At 63.4% G+C, this 14,706-nt stretch carries 13 protein-coding genes and 1 pseudogene; 11 read left to right on the top strand and 3 right to left on the bottom strand.

Annotation, left to right across the window (positions count from 1 at the left end; translation table 11 throughout):
* Positions 1-11 precede the first annotated feature (11 nt).
* The gene (locus M5G11_RS27670) at positions 12-737 is read right to left on the bottom strand and encodes a methyl-accepting chemotaxis protein (RefSeq protein ID WP_420793895.1); all 726 of its coding nucleotides are present in this window, start codon (positions 735-737) and stop codon (positions 12-14) included.
* Positions 738-866: 129 nt separating this feature from the next.
* A pseudogene (locus tag M5G11_RS27665) lies at positions 867-1,904 on the bottom strand (HAMP domain-containing protein); the annotation flags it as partial.
* A gap of 222 nt (positions 1,905-2,126) precedes the next feature.
* Here M5G11_RS27665 and bamE point away from each other — a divergent pair.
* Together bamE and M5G11_RS19745 are read left to right on the top strand one after the other, a co-directional pair.
* A complete protein-coding gene (gene bamE, locus M5G11_RS19750) occupies positions 2,127-2,381 on the top strand; it encodes an outer membrane protein assembly factor BamE domain-containing protein (protein ID WP_273913676.1) in 255 nt (84 codons plus the stop codon).
* Entirely contained in the window at positions 2,378-2,944 is a 567-nt protein-coding gene (locus M5G11_RS19745; protein ID WP_273913677.1) for a lipocalin family protein, read from the top strand. The genes bamE and M5G11_RS19745 overlap by 4 nt, the downstream gene beginning before the upstream one ends.
* A 154-nt stretch (positions 2,945-3,098) precedes the next feature.
* Here M5G11_RS19745 and M5G11_RS19740 read toward each other — a convergent pair whose 3' ends face one another.
* Complete coding sequence (locus tag M5G11_RS19740; protein ID WP_273913678.1) at positions 3,099-4,463, bottom strand: formimidoylglutamate deiminase; 1,365 nt, start codon at positions 4,461-4,463, stop codon at positions 3,099-3,101.
* A 144-nt stretch (positions 4,464-4,607) separates the two neighbouring features.
* Between M5G11_RS19740 and hutC the strand changes: the two genes are divergently transcribed.
* From hutC to hutG, 9 genes are all read left to right on the top strand, one after another.
* Positions 4,608-5,318 (top strand): histidine utilization repressor, encoded by a 711-nt coding sequence (gene hutC / locus M5G11_RS19735; protein WP_273913687.1) that lies wholly within the window; start codon positions 4,608-4,610, stop codon positions 5,316-5,318.
* Positions 5,315-5,893 carry a HutD/Ves family protein gene (locus M5G11_RS19730; RefSeq protein ID WP_273913679.1) on the top strand — a complete coding sequence of 193 codons (579 nt, stop codon included), beginning with the start codon at positions 5,315-5,317 and terminating at the stop codon, positions 5,891-5,893. The genes hutC and M5G11_RS19730 overlap by 4 nt, the downstream gene beginning before the upstream one ends.
* Positions 5,894-6,195: 302 nt before the next feature.
* Entirely contained in the window at positions 6,196-7,875 is a 1,680-nt protein-coding gene (hutU, locus tag M5G11_RS19725; protein ID WP_273913680.1) for a urocanate hydratase, read from the top strand.
* A 54-nt stretch (positions 7,876-7,929) separates the two neighbouring features.
* Positions 7,930-8,781, top strand: coding sequence for an ABC transporter permease (locus M5G11_RS19720; RefSeq protein WP_273913681.1), 852 nt, complete (start codon positions 7,930-7,932; stop codon positions 8,779-8,781).
* Positions 8,778-9,611: a quaternary amine ABC transporter ATP-binding protein gene (locus M5G11_RS19715; RefSeq protein ID WP_273913682.1), complete on the top strand. Its 834-nt coding sequence runs from the start codon at positions 8,778-8,780 to the stop codon at positions 9,609-9,611. Before M5G11_RS19720 ends, M5G11_RS19715 begins: the two co-directional genes overlap by 4 nt.
* A 21-nt stretch (positions 9,612-9,632) precedes the next feature.
* Positions 9,633-11,165 carry a histidine ammonia-lyase gene (gene hutH, locus M5G11_RS19710; protein WP_273913683.1) on the top strand — a complete coding sequence of 511 codons (1,533 nt, stop codon included), beginning with the start codon at positions 9,633-9,635 and terminating at the stop codon, positions 11,163-11,165.
* Positions 11,166-11,258: 93 nt separating this feature from the next.
* A complete protein-coding gene (locus tag M5G11_RS19705) occupies positions 11,259-12,647 on the top strand; it encodes an amino acid permease (RefSeq protein ID WP_273913684.1) in 1,389 nt (462 codons plus the stop codon).
* 15 nt (positions 12,648-12,662) lie between these two features.
* Entirely contained in the window at positions 12,663-13,871 is a 1,209-nt protein-coding gene (gene hutI, locus M5G11_RS19700; protein ID WP_273913685.1) for an imidazolonepropionase, read from the top strand.
* A gap of 11 nt (positions 13,872-13,882) precedes the next feature.
* Positions 13,883-14,686: an N-formylglutamate deformylase gene (gene hutG, locus M5G11_RS19695; protein WP_273913686.1), complete on the top strand. Its 804-nt coding sequence runs from the start codon at positions 13,883-13,885 to the stop codon at positions 14,684-14,686.
* The last annotated feature ends 20 nt before the right edge of the window (positions 14,687-14,706 follow it).

Genomic DNA, 14,706 nt, shown 5'->3' with positions numbered 1-14,706 from the left:
CAAGGCCTACCTCAAATCCTGAAACTCCCCACCAGATGCTTCAACCGCGTGACCTGATTTTCCAGGTCATGACAGGCACGCAACGTCGCCTGCAGGTTTTCCACCCCTTCCTGGTTCAGCGTATTGATCTCGGTGATGTCGACATTGATCGACTCAACCACGGCCGTCTGTTCCTCGGTCGCCGTCGCCACCGACTGGTTCATGCCGTCAATCTCGCTGATGCGCTGGGTCACGCTGCCCAACCGCTCGCCCGCCTGGTTGGCGATGCCGACGCTGTGCTCACTGTGGCTCTGGCTTTCGGTCATGGTGCTGACCGCCACGCGGGCGCCGGCTTGCAGCTCCTCGATGATCTTCTGCACCTGCTGCGCCGAATCCTGGGTGCGGTGCGCCAGGTTGCGCACTTCATCGGCCACCACGGCAAAGCCGCGCCCGGCTTCACCCGCCCGCGCCGCCTCGATTGCCGCGTTGAGCGCCAGCAGGTTGGTTTGCTGGGAAATCCCGCTGATCACTTCGAGGATCTGCCCGATGTTCACCGTGTTGGCGTTCAGCGTCTCGATGTTGCCGCACGAGTCGCTGATTTTTGCCGACAGCTGGTTCATCACGCTGATGGTCTGGTCGACCACCTGCTGGCCTTCAGCAGCCAGGTTGCGCGCATCGCTTGAATGCTGCGAGGCGAGGGCGGCGTTCTGGGCGATTTCCTGCGCGGCGGCGCCGAGCTGGTTGATCGCCGCCGCCACGCTGCTGGTGCGGCTCGACTGCTGGTCGGAGTTGTGGATCGAGGCATTCGAGGCGCTGACTACGCGCAGGGCCACTTCGTTGACCTGGCCAGTGGCCGAAGACACTTCGCGGATCGACTCGTGGATACGCTCGACAAAGCGGTTGAACGACTTGGCCAGGGTGCCGAACTCATCGTGGGCATGAATGTTCAGGCGCTTGGTCAGGTCGCCTTCGCCTTCGGCGATGTCATGCATGGTGCGACCCATGATGTGCAGCGGTTCCATCAGCACGCGGATCAGCAGGCCGAGCAGGGCGATGATGATCACCACCGCAATCACCATGGCGACGAAGGCCGAGGTGCGAAAGTCGCTGAGCATGGCGAAGGCCGCGTCCTGGTCGAGCACCAGGGCCACGTACCAGTCGGCCGACGGCACGCCGTTGACGTGGGTGAACGAGATGAACTGCTTGCGGCCATCGACTTCCACCTCCTTCAGGCCCGCACCGATTGCCGGCGTGCCCTTGGGGTAGACCTCGGCCAGGCTCTTGAGCGCGAGCTTGGTGTCCGGGTGGATGAGGATCTTGCCCTGGCCGTTGACGATGAACGCGTGGCCGTTACCGTCGAAGTTCAGCGAGTTGATGATGCGGCTGATGGTGTCCAGGTCGGTGTCGGCACCGCTGACGCCGATCATCCGGCCGGCTTGCTGGACCGGGGTGGCGATGGTGATCACCAGCTTGTTCATCGACGCCGAGATGTAGGGCTCGGTGACGATGGTGCTGCCGGCGGCGCTGGCGGCCTTGTACCAGCCGCGTACACGCGGGTCGTAGTCGGGCGCGCGGCTACCGACGGGCACCGATTGCATGGCGCCGTCCTGGCCGCCGAAGTAGGTCAGGGCGAAATTGTTGCCATACACCGGCAGGGTCAGGCTGCGGTTGAGGCTGTCCTTGCCGGGGCCATCGACAGCTACTTGCTGGGCGAAGGATTGCAGCAGCTGGATACGGCTCTCCAGCCAGGTCTGGATGTTGCCGGTGGTCAGGCTGCCGAGCTCCTGCATCGACGCTTCGGTGTTGCTGCGCAGCGACTGGCGCTGGCGGTAGTCGTTGAACAGGATGAAACAGGCAAACGCGACCGCGACCACGAGGGCGGCGGCCAGCAGGATCTTGTGGCTGAACTTCAGGTTTTTTGTCATTGCGGTGTCTGCACAAGGCGGTTCAACGGGAAGCGCGGCAATTGGTCGCAGCGCCTACCTGTGTCGTCCGCCCGGGGCAAAAGATTAATCGTTTTTTCAGGCATTCGACCAAAGGCTGACGGCAAGTAAAACCGGGGGCTTGGGGAACCGGAACGGCTTTTTTCCTTCTAAGCTCGTTGCAGGCATCCGTGCCTGCCATCTCATGTCCAGGAGTGACCTTTCATGTCGTTGCGTTCCATCGCCCTGCTGTCGTTGTGCGTGCTGTTGACTGCGTGCAACAAGATCAACCAGCAAAACTATTCACAGCTCAAGGCCGGCATGACCAAGGTCGAGGTCGAGCAACTGCTTGGCAGCCCCAAGGAGTGTGCCGGCGCGCTGGGCATGTCCAGCTGCACCTGGGGTGACGAGAAGTCGTTCATCAGCATTCAGTACGCGGCAGACAAGGTACTGATGTATTCGGGGCAGGGTTTGAAATGACCGCATTGCGCCTGTTGCTCGGCCTGTGTGCCGGGCTGCTGCTGACGGCCTGCGCCCACACGGGTGATGGGCCGTTGGACCCGAAGACGGCAGGTAATGTCGACCTCAAGCGCTACCAGGGTACCTGGTATGAAATGGCGCGCTTGCCGATGTTCTTCCAGCGTGATTGCGCGCAGTCCGAGGCGCATTACACGCTCACGCCGGATGGCGATGTGGCGGTGCTGAACAAGTGCCGGACCTTGCAGGGTGAGTGGCAGCAGGCAACAGGCACTGCGACGCTGCAGGTGCCGGGCAAGACCGACAAATTGTGGGTGGTGTTCGACAACTGGGTGTCCAGGGTGCTGCCGATCAAGGGTGATTACTGGGTGTTGTACGTAGACAGTGAGTACCAGACGGCATTGGTGGGCAACCCGGATCGCAAGTATTTGTGGATTCTGTCGCGCAAGCCGGTGTTGCCGGCGCTGGAGCGCGAGAGCCTGCTGGCCAAGGCGCGCCAGCAAGGGTATGACACGACGCGGTTGATCTGGCGGGTGTCGGACCGGGATATTGCGCGTAAGCCGTAATCTGGCTTTGTATAGCCCTCTGAGGGCACCACTGTCTTGCTCAAATCCACTGTGGGAGCTGGCCTTGCCAGCCATGCGGGCCTCATCGCTGGCAAGGCCAGCTCCCACAGTTTCAGGCTCAGATCCAGATTCAGATCCAGATCCAGGATTTGGTTCAAGCCAGCACAGACCTCAGCACCGCCGCAAACGCCTGGGCGCTTTCCACTTCATAGGCATGCCGCCCTTGGCGCACCACCCATTGCCCGTTGACCATCACATCGCGCACCTGGCGGTCACTCCCGGCAAACAGCCAGCGGTTGAGAATGCCGTCGCCACTGGCCGTCGCCAGGTACGGGTCCAGCCCATCCAGCACAATCCAGTCCGCCCGCTTGCCCACTGCCAATTCCCCAATCGGCTGCCCCAGCGCCTGCGCGCCGCCGCTGAGCGCCGCATCAAACAGCGTCCGCCCAACCATCGGCTGCTCTGCGCCATACAGCCGGTTACGCCGCTGGTCGCGCAAACGCTGGCCGTATTCCAGCCAACGCAATTCCTCGACCACGCTGAGCGACACATGGCTGTCTGAACCAATCCCCAGCCGCCCGCCCTGGGCCAGGTAATCCACGGCCGGGAAGATCCCGTCCCCCAGGTTGGCTTCGGTGGTCAGGCACAAGCCCGCCACCGCACCGCTGCTGGCCATGCGCGTCACTTCGTCGGGCTCGGCATGGGTGGCATGCACCAGGCACCAGCGTTGATCCACCTCGGTGTTTTCATACAGCCACTGCAACGGCCGGCGTCCACTCCAGGCCAGGCAGTCGTCGACTTCCTTCTGCTGCTCGGCAATGTGGATATGAACCGGGCAGGCCTGGTCGCTGGCGCCCAGCACGTCGGCGATCTGCTCTGGGGTCACGGCGCGCAGCGAATGGAAGCACAGGCCCAATTGCTGGGTGGGCAGCGACGTGAGGTGCGCGCCAAGGCGCTCCTGCAATTTCAGGTAGTTTTCAGTGCTGTTGATGAAACGCCGCTGCCCGTCATTCGGCGCCTGCCCACCAAACCCGGAATGGCTGTAGAGCACCGGCAACAGCGTCAGGCCGATGCCGCTGCTGCTCGCCGCCGCGCTGATGCGCAGCGACAACTCGGCCGCGTCGGCATAGGCGTGGCCCTGCTGGTCGTGGTGCACGTAATGGAATTCGGCCACCGAGGTGTACCCGGCCTTGAGCATTTCGATGTACAGCTGGCGAGCGATCACTTCGAGCTGGTCCGGGCTGATCTTGCCAACCAGCCGGTACATCAGCTCGCGCCAGGTCCAGAAGCTGTCATTGGGGTTGCCCGCCACTTCCGCCAAGCCGGCCATCGCGCGCTGGAACGCATGCGAATGCAGGTTCGGCATGCCCGGCAACAGCGGCCCGGCCAAGCGCTGCGCGCCATCGGCCACGGCATTGGCTTCGATGCGGGCCAGGCGGCCATCGGCGCCAACCTCGATGCGGACATTCTCGGCCCAGCCCCCAGGCAACAGCGCACGTTCGGCAAAAAAGACGGACATCGACCAGGCACCTCTATTAGGATTATTTGTATATACATATACAGACGTTTGCCTGCTCGGTAAACTCCGGCAAGCTACCGTTCATTCAACCGAACAAGGATTCACGCCGTGCCGACACCTCCTGTCTCCGCGCTGGTTGCCCAGATGGGCGAAGGGCCGGCGCCGCTGTATGCCCGGGTCAAGCAGATGATCGCCCAGCAGATCCACAATGGCGCCTGGCCGCCGCACCACCGGGTGCCGTCCGAGAGCGAGCTGGTCAACGAACTGGGCTTCAGCCGCATGACCATCAACCGCGCGCTGCGCGAACTCACCGCCGAAGGCCTGCTGGTGCGCATGCAGGGTGTCGGCACGTTCGTGGCCGAGCCCAAGTCGCGCTCCGCGTTGTTCGAAGTCAACAATATCGCCGACGAAATCGCCGCCCGTGGCCACGAGCACACCTGCCAGGTGATCACCCTGGCCGAGGAAGCTGCCGGCTCCGAGCGCGCCCTGGCGCTGGACATGCGTGAAGGCCAGCGGGTGTTCCATTCGCTGATCGTGCACTTCGAAAACGGCGTGCCCGTGCAGATCGAAGACCGTTTCGTCAACGCGCAGGTCGCCCCGGACTACCTCAATCAGGACTTCACCCGGCAGACGCCCTACGCCTACCTGTCGCAAGTCGCGCCGTTGACCGAAGGCGAGCACGTGGTCGAGGCGATTCTCGCCGACCCCGACGAATGCCAGCTGCTGCAGATCGAGGCCGGTGAGCCGTGCCTGCTGATTCGCCGGCGCACCTGGTCGGGTCGCCAGCCGGTGACCGCCGCGCGCTTGATCCACCCAGGTTCCCGTCATCGTTTGGAAGGACGCTTCAGTAAATGAGTCAGTTGACCCTGTTACGTGCCGCCGATTACCCACGCATGCCCTGGAAGAACGGCGGCGGCAGCACCGAAGAAATCACCCGCGATGGCGGCAGCGGGCTGGACGGTTTCGGCTGGCGCCTGTCGATTGCCGATATCGGCGAATCGGGCGGCTTCTCCAGCTTTGCCGGCTACCAGCGGATCATCACCGTGTTGCAGGGCGAGGGCATGCAGTTGCAGGTTGATGGGCAGCCCTGCCGCCCGTTGCTGCCATTCGATGCCTTCGCCTTCAGTGGTGAAAGCCAGGTGTCCTGCCGCCTGCTGGACGGGCCGATTCGCGATTTCAACCTGATCTATGCGCCACAGCGCTACCGCGCGCGGTTGCAGTGGTTCAGTGGCAGCACCAAGGTCTTCAGCGCCGCGAACACCCTGTTGCTGTTCAGCGCCCAGGCCGATCTGCCGGTCAGCATCAGTGGTCAGCCCGCCCAGCAACTGGGCCGGTACGACTGCCTGCAACTGAGCGGCAACGAGCAATTGCTTGAGCTGGAAACCACCGGTCGCTGCTGCGTGATCGAGTTGTCGGGCGTTTCCCGATAACGCAGGCGTTGTTACTGAACACCCCAAGGTGGCGCAACGCCGCCTTGGTCTGCACCCCCTCCCTACATCCATCCAGCTTTTTTCTTACAACGCCTGCGGCTTGATTCGCGAGGCCTGCAGCGCATTGCTCAACTATTTTCAATGGACCCCCTAGTCATGTGGCCGCCCAATTGCATATGCTTGTATGTACAAGTAAAGATGTGTGCGTATGAGTGGATAGGCCGTCCCTTCTGCGCTGTTGCAACCGCCCACTGACTCGCTGACCGGGTCGGGACTGGATAGATCGCTGAGGAGCCCTTTTCGTGACTGACAACAACCAGAACAAATTCCGTGACGTCGAGATCCGCGCCCCGCGCGGCACCAAGCTGACGGCCAAGAGCTGGCTGACCGAAGCGCCACTGCGCATGCTGATGAACAACCTCGACCCGGAAGTGGCAGAGAACCCCAAGGAACTGGTGGTGTATGGCGGCATTGGCCGCGCCGCGCGCAACTGGGCCTGCTACGACAAGATTGTCGAAAGCCTGACCAACCTCAATGACGACGAGACCCTGCTGGTGCAATCCGGCAAGCCGGTCGGCGTGTTCAAGACCCACAGCAACGCCCCGCGCGTACTGATCGCCAACTCCAACCTGGTGCCGCACTGGGCCAACTGGGAACACTTCAACGAACTGGATGCCAAGGGCCTGGCCATGTACGGCCAGATGACCGCTGGCAGCTGGATCTACATCGGCAGCCAGGGCATCGTCCAGGGTACCTACGAAACCTTCGTCGAAGCCGGCCGCCAGCATTACAACGGCAGCCTCAAAGGCAAGTGGGTACTCACCGCCGGCCTGGGCGGCATGGGTGGCGCTCAGCCGCTGGCCGCGACCCTGGCCGGTGCCTGCTCGCTGAACATCGAGTGCCAGCAGAGCCGCATCGACTTCCGCCTGAGCAGCCGCTACGTCGACGAACAGGCCACTGACCTGGACGACGCGCTGGTGCGTATCGCCAAGTACACCGCTGAAGGCAAGGCCATCTCCATCGCCCTGCTGGGCAACGCGGCCGAAATCCTGCCGGAGCTGGTCAAGCGTGGTGTGCGCCCGGACATGGTCACCGACCAGACCAGCGCCCACGACCCATTGAACGGCTACCTGCCAGCCGGCTGGACCTGGGAGCAGTACCGCGACCGCGCACAGACCGAGCCCGCTGCCGTGGTCAAGGCCGCCAAGCAATCGATGGCCGTGCATGTGCAAGCCATGCTCGACTTCCAGAAGCAGGGCATCCCGACCTTCGACTACGGCAACAACATCCGCCAGATGGCCAAGGAAGAGGGCGTGACCAATGCCTTCGACTTCCCGGGCTTCGTGCCGGCGTACATTCGCCCGCTGTTCTGCCGGGGTGTTGGTCCGTTCCGTTGGGCCGCGCTGTCGGGCAATGCCGAAGACATCTACAAGACCGACGCCAAGGTCAAGGAACTGATCCCGGACGACGACCACCTGCACAACTGGCTGGACATGGCCCGCGAGCGCATCAGCTTCCAGGGCCTGCCGGCACGTATCTGCTGGGTTGGCCTGGGCCAGCGCGCCAAGCTGGGCCTGGCGTTCAACGAAATGGTGCGCAGCGGCGAGCTGTCGGCGCCGATCGTCATCGGTCGTGACCACCTCGACTCCGGCTCGGTTTCCAGCCCCAACCGCGAAACCGAATCCATGCAGGATGGCTCCGACGCCGTGTCCGACTGGCCACTGCTCAACGCCCTGCTCAACACTGCCAGCGGTGCGACCTGGGTTTCGCTGCACCACGGCGGTGGCGTGGGCATGGGCTTCTCGCAGCACTCCGGTATGGTCATCGTGTGTGACGGCACCGACGAGGCCGCTGAGCGGATCGCCCGCGTACTGACCAACGACCCGGGCACCGGGGTGATGCGCCATGCCGATGCCGGTTACCAGATCGCCATCGACTGCGCCAAGGAGCAGGGCCTGAACCTGCCGATGATTACCGGCTAACGCCACCCAAGGCGCTGCCGCCAGGTGGCTACTGCAAACTGACGAGTGAAGGCTATGTTTCCAGAAAACCTGACCTTCTCCATCGCCGACTGGGTCAACACCTGGGTCGATGCGTTGGTGACCAATTACGGCGATGTGTTCCGGCACATCTCCGACAGTTTGCTGTGGGCCATCGTCAACCTCGAAGGCCTGCTGCGCGCCACGCCCTGGTGGCTGATGTTGGCGCTGGTTGGTGCGGTTGCCTGGCACGCCACCCGCCGTTGGCTGCCGACCCTGGTGATGGTCGGCCTGCTGTTCCTGGTGGGTGCAGTGGGGCTGTGGGACAAGCTGATGCAGACCCTCGCCCTGATGCTGGTGGCCACGTTGATCTCGGTACTGATCGGCATTCCGCTGGGCGTGCTCGCGGCGCGCAGCAACCGCCTGCGGGCGGTATTGATGCCGCTGCTGGATGTCATGCAGACCATGCCCAGCTTCGTCTACCTGATCCCGGTGCTGATGCTGTTTGGCCTGGGCAAGGTACCGGCGATCTTTGCCACGGTGATCTACGCTGCGCCGCCGCTGATCCGCCTGACCGACCTGGGCATTCGCCAGGTCGACCGGGAGGTGATGGAGGCGATCAACGCGTTTGGTGCCAACCGCTGGCAACAGCTGTTTGGCGTGCAATTGCCGCTGGCGCTGCCGAGCATCATGGCCGGGGTCAACCAGACCACCATGATGGCCCTGTCGATGGTAGTGATTGCCTCGATGATCGGTGCACGGGGTTTGGGCGAGGATGTGCTGATCGGCATCCAGACCCTCAACGTCGGGCGTGGTCTCGAGGCGGGTCTGGCCATCGTGGTGCTTGCCGTGGTGATCGACCGCATCACCCAGGCCTATGGCCGGCCACGGCACGAGGTGGGCAAATGAGCGCACAGGCGAGCAGCAAGATCGAGCTGAGGAATGTCGTGAAGATTTTCGGCAGCCGCATCGACGATGCCTTGAGCCTGGTTCGCCAGCAGTGCAGCAAGGAACAGGTGCTCGCCGAAACCGGCTGCGTGGTCGGGGTGAACGACTTGTCGCTGTCGATTGGCAGCGGCGAGATCTTCGTCATCATGGGTTTGTCCGGCTCGGGCAAATCGACGCTGGTGCGCCACATCAATCGCCTGATCGACCCGACCCAAGGGGCGATCCTGGTCGATGGCGAAGACATCCTGCGCTACGACATGGAGGCGCTGCGCCAGTTCCGCCGGCACAAGATCAGCATGGTGTTCCAGGGCTTTGGCCTGTTGCCGCACAAGAACGTGCTGGACAACGTCGCCTATGGCCTGAAGGTGCGCGGCGAGCACAAGGCGCAGTACACCGAGCGGGCACAGCACTGGATCGGCATCGTCGGCCTCAACGGCTACGAAACCGCCTACCCGCACCAGCTCTCCGGCGGCATGCGCCAGCGGGTCGGCCTGGCCCGGGCCCTGGCGGCAGACACCGACATCATCCTCATGGACGAAGCCTTCAGTGCGCTGGACCCGTTGATCCGCGCCGACATGCAGGACCAGTTGCTGGAGCTGCAACAGAGCCTGCACAAGACCATCGTGTTCATCACCCATGACCTTGATGAGGCGCTGCGCCTTGGCAACCGCATCGCGATCCTCAAGGATGGCCGCCTGATCCAGGTCGGCACGCCCAAAGAAATTATCCATTCGCCGGCCGACGACTACGTCGACCGCTTCGTACAACGCCGTGTGGCGACCCTGAATTGAACAACTACAAGGAATAGATCCATGAATGCGTTGAACCTGATCCCCGGCCAGCTGACCCTGGCCCAGTTGCGCAGCATCTACGCCCAGCCGGTACGCCTGAGCCTGGACGCCAGCGCAGCTGCACAGATCGACGCCAGCGTTGCCTGCGTCGAACAGATCCTTGCCGAAGACCGCACCGCCTACGGCATCAATACCGGTTTCGGCCTGCTGGCCTCGACCCGCATCGCCAGCCACGACCTGGAAAACCTCCAGCGTTCGCTGGTGCTGTCGCACGCCGCCGGTGTCGGCGAGCCGATCAGCGACGCGCTGGTGCGCCTGATCATGGTGCTGAAGATCAACAGCCTCAGCCGTGGTTTCTCCGGCATTCGCCGCAAGGTGATCGACGCGCTGATCGCCCTGGTCAACGCCGAGGTCTACCCGCACATTCCACTCAAGGGTTCGGTCGGTGCATCCGGCGACCTCGCACCGCTGGCGCACATGTCGCTGGTACTGCTGGGCGAAGGCAAGGCCCGTTACAAAGGCCAATGGCTGTCGGCCCCGGAAGCCCTGGCCGTCGCCGGCCTTGAGCCGCTGACCCTGGCCGCGAAAGAAGGCCTGGCGCTGCTCAACGGCACCCAGGCGTCTACCGCTTACGCGCTGCGCGGCCTGTTCGAAGGGGAAGACCTGTTCGCCGCCGCCGTGGCCTGCGGTGCCCTGACCGTGGAAGCGGTGCTCGGCTCGCGCTCGCCGTTCGACGACCGTATTCACCAGGCTCGTGGCCAGCGTGGGCAGATCGACGTAGCCGCCTGCTACCGTGACCTGCTGGGCGATGGCAGCCAGGTGTCGGCGTCCCACGAAAACTGCGGCAAGGTGCAAGACCCGTACTCGCTGCGTTGCCAGCCACAGGTCATGGGCGCCTGCCTGACCCAGTTCCGCCAGGCGGCCGAAGTGCTGGGCATCGAAGCCAACGCCGTGTCCGACAACCCGCTGGTGTTCGCGGCCGAAGGTGACGTGATCTCCGGTGGCAACTTCCACGCCGAGCCGGTCGCCATGGCCGCCGACAACATGGCCCTGGCCATTGCTGAAATCGGCTCGCTGAGCGAACGCCGCATCTCGCTGATGATGGACAAACACATGTCCCAGTTGCCGCCGTTCCTGGTCGGCAATGGCGGGGTGAACTCCGGCTTCATGATCGCCCAGGTCACCGCTGCGGCCCTGGCCAGCGAGAACAAGGCGTTGTCGCACCCGCACAGCGTCGACAGCCTGCCGACTTCGGCCAACCAGGAAGACCACGTGTCGATGGCCCCGGCGGCCGGCAAGCGCCTGTGGGAAATGGCCGAGAACACCCGTGGCGTAGTCGCCATCGAGTGGCTGGCCGCCTGCCAGGGCCTGGACCTGCGCGAAGGCCTGAAGACCTCGGCAAAACTGGAACAGGCGCGCACCACCCTGCGTGGCAAAGTCGCCTTCTATGAAAAAGACCGCTTCTTCGCCCCGGACATCGAGGCGGCGATTGCCTTGCTGGCCGAAGGTCACCTGACCGGTCTGCTGCCAGCCAAGGTGCTGCCTAGCCTGTGACCCGTGACGGGCTGCCTGGCCCGTCGTTTTGCCGTGCGAGCCCACTGAGGGCTCGTGCCGCTTTTCGCCCAGAACAAAAATCAGGAACGCGAAATGCAATCTCAAGCACAAGGACTCACGCGCGGGCTTACGGCTCGCCATATCCGCTTCATGGCCCTGGGGTCGGCCATCGGCACCGGGCTGTTCTATGGCTCGGCGGCCGCCATCCAGATGGCCGGGCCAGCGGTGCTGCTGGCTTATCTGATCGGCGGTGCTGCGGTGTTCATGGTCATGCGCGCGCTCGGTGAAATGGCCGTGCACAACCCGGTGGCCGGCTCGTTCGGCCAGTACGCCAGCACCTACCTGGGGCCGATGGCCGGGTTCATCCTCGGCTGGACCTATGCCTTTGAAATGATCATCGTCTGCCTGGCCGACGTGACCGCGTTCGGCATCTATATGGGCTTCTGGTTCCCCGACGTACCCCGCTGGATCTGGGTGCTGGGCATCGTCTTCCTGATCGGCGGGCTGAACCTGTGCAACGTCAAGGTGTTCGGCGAGATGGAGTTCTGGCTGTCGCTGCTCAAGGTCGGCGCGATTGTCGCGATGATCCTCGCGGGCCTGGGCATCATGGTGTTCGGTTTGAGCTCGGCTGAAACGGCTGTCGGCATCAGCAACCTCACTGAACATGGCGGCTTCCTGCCCAACGGTGTGGGCGGGCTGATCGCCTCGTTTGCGGTGGTGATGTTCGCCTTCGGCGGCATCGAGATCATTGGCATTACCGCCGGTGAAGCGAAGGATCCGCAGCGGGTCATCCCCAAGGCGATCAACGCGGTGCCGCTGCGCATCCTGTTGTTCTATGTGCTGACCCTGTTCGTGCTGATGTGCCTGTACCCATGGCCGCAGATCGGCAACCAGGGCAGCCCGTTCGTGCAGATCTTCAGCAACCTGGGTATCGGCTCGGCAGCGACCGTGCTGAACATCGTGGTGATCTCGGCGGCGGTGTCGGCGATCAACAGCGACATCTTCGGTGCGGGCCGCATGATGTATGGCCTGGCCCAGCAAGGGCAGGCGCCGCGCGGCTTTGCGAAGATCTCCCGGCATGGCGTACCGTGGATGACCGTACTGGTCATGGGCGCGGCGCTGTTGGGCGGGGTGGTGTTGAACTACCTGATCCCGGAGAACGTCTTCCTGTTGATTGCCTCGATCGCAACCTTCGCCACGGTGTGGGTGTGGCTGATGATTCTGGTAACCCAGGTGGCGATGCGTCGGCAAATGAGCCGCGAAGAAGTCGCACAACTGAAATTCCCGGTACCGTTCTGGCCGTATGGGCCGCTGGCAGCCATCGCCTTCATGCTGTTCGTGTTTGGCGTTCTGGGTTACTTCCCGGATACCCAGGCGGCATTGCTGGTCGGGGTGGTCTGGGTGCTGTTCCTGGTCGTGGCGTATCGGCTGTGGTGCAAACCGCGCGTCGTAGTTGCCGCCGAAGTACCGACTTCAAACTAGTCACGGAGTGAATGCATGAAAACCCTCTGGCAGCACTGCCACGTGGCCAGCATGGCGCAAGGCGCCTACTCGATCATCGAGGACGCGGCCATTGTTACCTCCGCCAGCCGTATCGAGTGGATCGGCCCGCGTCACGCGCTGCCGGACACTATTGATGTCGAGCGCCACGAGGACCTGGGCGGCGCCTGGGTCACGCCGGGCTTGATCGACTGCCACACGCACACCGTGTTTGGTGGCAACCGCAGTGGCGAGTTCGAGCAGCGCCTGCAAGGCGTGAGCTATGCCGAGATCGCCAAGGCCGGTGGCGGCATCGCCAGCACCGTGCGCGCGACCCGGGCGGCCAGCGAAGATGAGTTGTACGCCAGTGCATTGCGCCGGGTGCAGGCCTTGATGCGTGATGGCGTCACCACGCTGGAAATCAAATCCGGCTATGGCCTGGACCTGGCCAGTGAGCGCAAGTTGCTCAAGGTGATCCGTCGTCTTGGCGAGCAACTGCCGCTCACCGTGCGCGCCACTTGCCTGGCGGCGCATGCCTTGCCGCCGGAGTACGTCGAGCGTTCTGACGACTACATCAGCCATATCTGCGACGAGATGCTCCCGGCGTTGGCGGCTGAAGGACTGGTGGATGCGGTGGATGCGTTCTGCGAGTACCTGGCGTTTTCCCCGGCGCAGGTCGAGCGGGTGTTTTGCAAGGCGCATGAGTTGGGCTTGCCGGTGAAGCTGCATGCCGAGCAATTGTCGTCGTTGCATGGCTCCAGCCTGGCGGCGCGCTACAAGGCGTTGTCGGCGGATCACCTGGAGTTCATGGACGAGGCGGACGCCATCGCCATGGCCGCGGCGGGTACGGTGGCGGTGTTGTTGCCGGGGGCGTTCTACTTCTTGCGCGAGACCCAGTTGCCGCCAATGGAGGCCCTGCGCAAGCATGGCGTGAAGATCGCCATTGCCAGCGACCTCAACCCGGGCACGTCGCCGGCGTTGTCGGTGCGGCTGATGATCAACATGGCCTGTACCCTGTTCCGCATGACCCCGGAAGAAGCCCTGGCCGGCGTCACCACCCATGCGGCCACGGCGCTGGGCCTGGGCGACAGCCATGGCACGCTGGAGGTGGGCAAGGTTGCCGATTTCGTGGCCTGGGACATCGAGCGGCCGGCGGACCTGGCGTATTGGCTGGGTGGCGACCTGCACAAGCGGGTGGTGCGTCACGGCGTTGAATTGAACGTTTGAAGCGAGGCGTTATGGACAAGGTACTGAGTTTTCACCAAGGCACGTTGCCGTTGCTGATCAGCATGCCGCATGCGGGCTTGCGCTTGAGCCCGGTGGTCAAGGCGGGGCTGGTCGAGCCGGCGCAGAGTTTGCCGGACACTGACTGGCATATTCCGCGCTTGTACGACTTTGCTCGTGGTTTGGGTGCGAGCATAGTCTCGGCGGAGTATTCGCGGTTCGTGATCGACCTGAACCGGCCGGATGATGACAAGCCTTTATATATAGGTGCAACGACGGGTTTGTACCCGGCCACGCTGTTCAATGGCGAGCCGTTGTTCAAGGCGGGCAAGGAGCCGTCGGCGGAGGAGCGGGCGGAGTACCTGGAGAAAATCTGGCGGCCGTACCACGAGACGATCCGCAGCGAGCTGGCGCGGTTGAAGGCGCAGTTTGGCTATGCGTTGTTGTGGGATGCGCATTCGATTCGCTCGCATGTGCCGCATTTGTTTGAAGGTAAGTTGCCGGACTTCAACCTGGGCACGTTCAATGGTGCGAGTTGTGATGCGCAATTGGCTGGGCGGCTTGAGGCAGTGTGTGGTGAGGCGCGGGGGTATAGCCATGTGCTGAATGGGCGGTTCAAGGGCGGGCATATCACCCGTCACTATGGCGACCCGGCCAACGACATTCATGCGGTGCAGCTGGAGCTGGCGCAGAGCACGTATATGGAGGAGGTGGAGCCATTCACCTACCGTGAGGATCTGGCGCAGCCGACGCAGCAGGTGTTGGAACAGTTGTTGTCGGCGGTGTTGGCGTGGGGTGAGACGCGGTATTTGCGTTGACCCTATCGCTGGCAAGGCCA

This window comes from Pseudomonas fontis (assembly GCF_028656955.1).
Classification (GTDB): domain Bacteria; phylum Pseudomonadota; class Gammaproteobacteria; order Pseudomonadales; family Pseudomonadaceae; genus Aquipseudomonas; species Aquipseudomonas fontis.
Note: the sequence above shows the minus strand (reverse complement) of the source record. Positions and strands in the feature narration are given on the sequence as shown.

Bases quoted from the DNA above. Each gene is read 5' to 3' on its own strand.
- bamE (WP_273913676.1), top strand. From the start codon at position 2,127: ATGTCGTTGCGTTCCATCGCCCTGCTGTCGTTGTGCGTGCTGTTGACT.
- M5G11_RS19745 (WP_273913677.1), top strand. From the start codon at position 2,378: ATGACCGCATTGCGCCTGTTGCTCGGCCTGTGTGCCGGGCTGCTGCTG.
- M5G11_RS19740 (WP_273913678.1), bottom strand. From the start codon at position 4,463: ATGTCCGTCTTTTTTGCCGAACGTGCGCTGTTGCCTGGGGGCTGGGCC.
- hutC (WP_273913687.1), top strand. From the start codon at position 4,608: ATGGGCGAAGGGCCGGCGCCGCTGTATGCCCGGGTCAAGCAGATGATC.
- M5G11_RS19730 (WP_273913679.1), top strand. From the start codon at position 5,315: ATGAGTCAGTTGACCCTGTTACGTGCCGCCGATTACCCACGCATGCCC.
- M5G11_RS19720 (WP_273913681.1), top strand. From the start codon at position 7,930: ATGTTTCCAGAAAACCTGACCTTCTCCATCGCCGACTGGGTCAACACC.
- M5G11_RS19715 (WP_273913682.1), top strand. From the start codon at position 8,778: ATGAGCGCACAGGCGAGCAGCAAGATCGAGCTGAGGAATGTCGTGAAG.
- hutH (WP_273913683.1), top strand. From the start codon at position 9,633: ATGAATGCGTTGAACCTGATCCCCGGCCAGCTGACCCTGGCCCAGTTG.
- M5G11_RS19705 (WP_273913684.1), top strand. From the start codon at position 11,259: ATGCAATCTCAAGCACAAGGACTCACGCGCGGGCTTACGGCTCGCCAT.
- hutI (WP_273913685.1), top strand. From the start codon at position 12,663: ATGAAAACCCTCTGGCAGCACTGCCACGTGGCCAGCATGGCGCAAGGC.
- hutG (WP_273913686.1), top strand. From the start codon at position 13,883: ATGGACAAGGTACTGAGTTTTCACCAAGGCACGTTGCCGTTGCTGATC.